Raw genomic sequence first — 1,431 nt, forward strand, 5'->3', positions numbered from 1 at the left:
AGCAATTTCGACGATTAACTCTGGCGCACCTTCGACATAACCATCCTCACTAATCGTTGATTGTCCACCATTTTTAATTCTTAATAGTGCATCGGGTTGAGGTTCATTGTCCGCATCAAGACGTACCGTACAATTATCGCCTAATTGCAGATTGGGAGTAAAGGCTTTATAGACACTTAGCCAACCTATAATATCAGCATGGGGTTCACCATGGTTCTTAATTCTGAGAGGAGAAGCCATAATATAAACAATTCCTTCAATCAGTTCTGCCTTTTTCAGATTTGGCATAGCATTATATCTACGCTCAAATTCACGACGAGTAAGCTTGTCTCCATTTTCTAGGCGTGGAATTGTTTGAGGAGACTTGGCTAAGGTAATGGGTTCGACGGTAATCATGGGGGTTAATTTGCCTAATTAAATACTTGAGAAACTTTTAAATTGAGTTGATTAAATATAGAGGATTTTACTAAGTCATCATTGCTAAAATTACCAATTTCTGTATAAGTATTTTCTCTTAATTCTAAGACTAAAATGGTTTGAGTTTGAGGATCAACTATCCAGTATTCGGGAATCCCACAATCTTGATATTGGCTTCTTTTAGCGATGTAATCTCTCTCTCTTTGGATTTCTCCGGGGCTAACGACTTCAATGACTAATAAGGGGGGTGCCATGGTAAGAAGAATCGTATTTCTCTGGGAGAGTAATTGAATATGTTCTTCTCGAATAATGGTTAAGTCAGGGTAACGGTTTTTCGGTTCGCCTCTCACTTCTAATTCTAAACCATGTCCTCTGACTCTCCGATGTCCAACAAGGGAGGCAAATTTGAGAAAAAGAAAGTTAGCGATTTCAAAGTTAAGTCCTGATTCTGGCGGCATTTCTACCAATTCTCCGTTAAATAATTCATAGTGTTCCTCTGAATTATCCTCATAATGTAGATATTCAGCGAAGGTTTGAAAGCGGGGTTTTGTGGTTAACATAATTTCTCATCTCTTTTTGTTGTTTAATTGATTTTTATGGCAACCAAGAGCGATCTAGTAATTGTTCTAGTGAGTAAGGACATTGAGAGGGAAAAATCACAGTATTCACTGTTTTGATTTTGACAAAACCTAACGCATCTTGGTAGATCGAGTTTAATTCTTCCTCTAAATAATTGTGGAGATTGGCTGTCATTTTTCGCCCTAATTGAGTACGGAAGTTATAAATTTCTTCCTGCCAATGAATTGTATTATATTCTGCTTCCTTTGTCCAGTATTGCAGTAATAATAAATGGCGGATAACCTGTTCTAAAAGACTGGCTACCGCATTTTTCTTTTCTTTGCCCAAATCCTCTAATTCCTCGATTAAATGTTCTAAGTCTAGTTGTGAAAATTGATGATTTCTGAGTAGGCTAACGGTTTCTCCTAGCCATTGAGAGTCATCAATCTCATAGAG

Annotated in this window: 3 protein-coding genes; all 3 read right to left on the reverse strand. The window is 37.4% G+C overall.

Features of this window, described 5'->3' with window-relative positions; translation table 11 throughout:
- Nucleotides 1–396, reverse strand: a 396-nt coding sequence (locus O9290_RS00690) for a Uma2 family endonuclease (RefSeq protein WP_288023440.1), incomplete at its 3' end; no start/stop codon positions are given.
- Nucleotides 397–410: 14 nt separating this feature from the next.
- Nucleotides 411–977: a Uma2 family endonuclease gene (locus O9290_RS00695; protein WP_002762733.1), complete on the reverse strand. Its 567-nt coding sequence runs from the start codon at nucleotides 975–977 to the stop codon at nucleotides 411–413.
- Between the two features lie 34 nt (nucleotides 978–1,011).
- Nucleotides 1,012–1,431 (reverse strand): DUF29 domain-containing protein (locus O9290_RS00700; RefSeq protein ID WP_288054735.1); only part of this gene is annotated, 420 nt, incomplete at its 5' end.

It is taken from the genome of Microcystis sp. LE19-41.2A, from assembly GCF_027530405.1.
Lineage (GTDB): Bacteria > Cyanobacteriota > Cyanobacteriia > Cyanobacteriales > Microcystaceae > Microcystis > Microcystis aeruginosa.

Coding starts and splice junctions, on each gene's coding strand:
- O9290_RS00695 (WP_002762733.1), bottom strand. CDS start 977: ATGTTAACCACAAAACCCCGCTTTCAAACCTTCGCTGAATATCTACAT.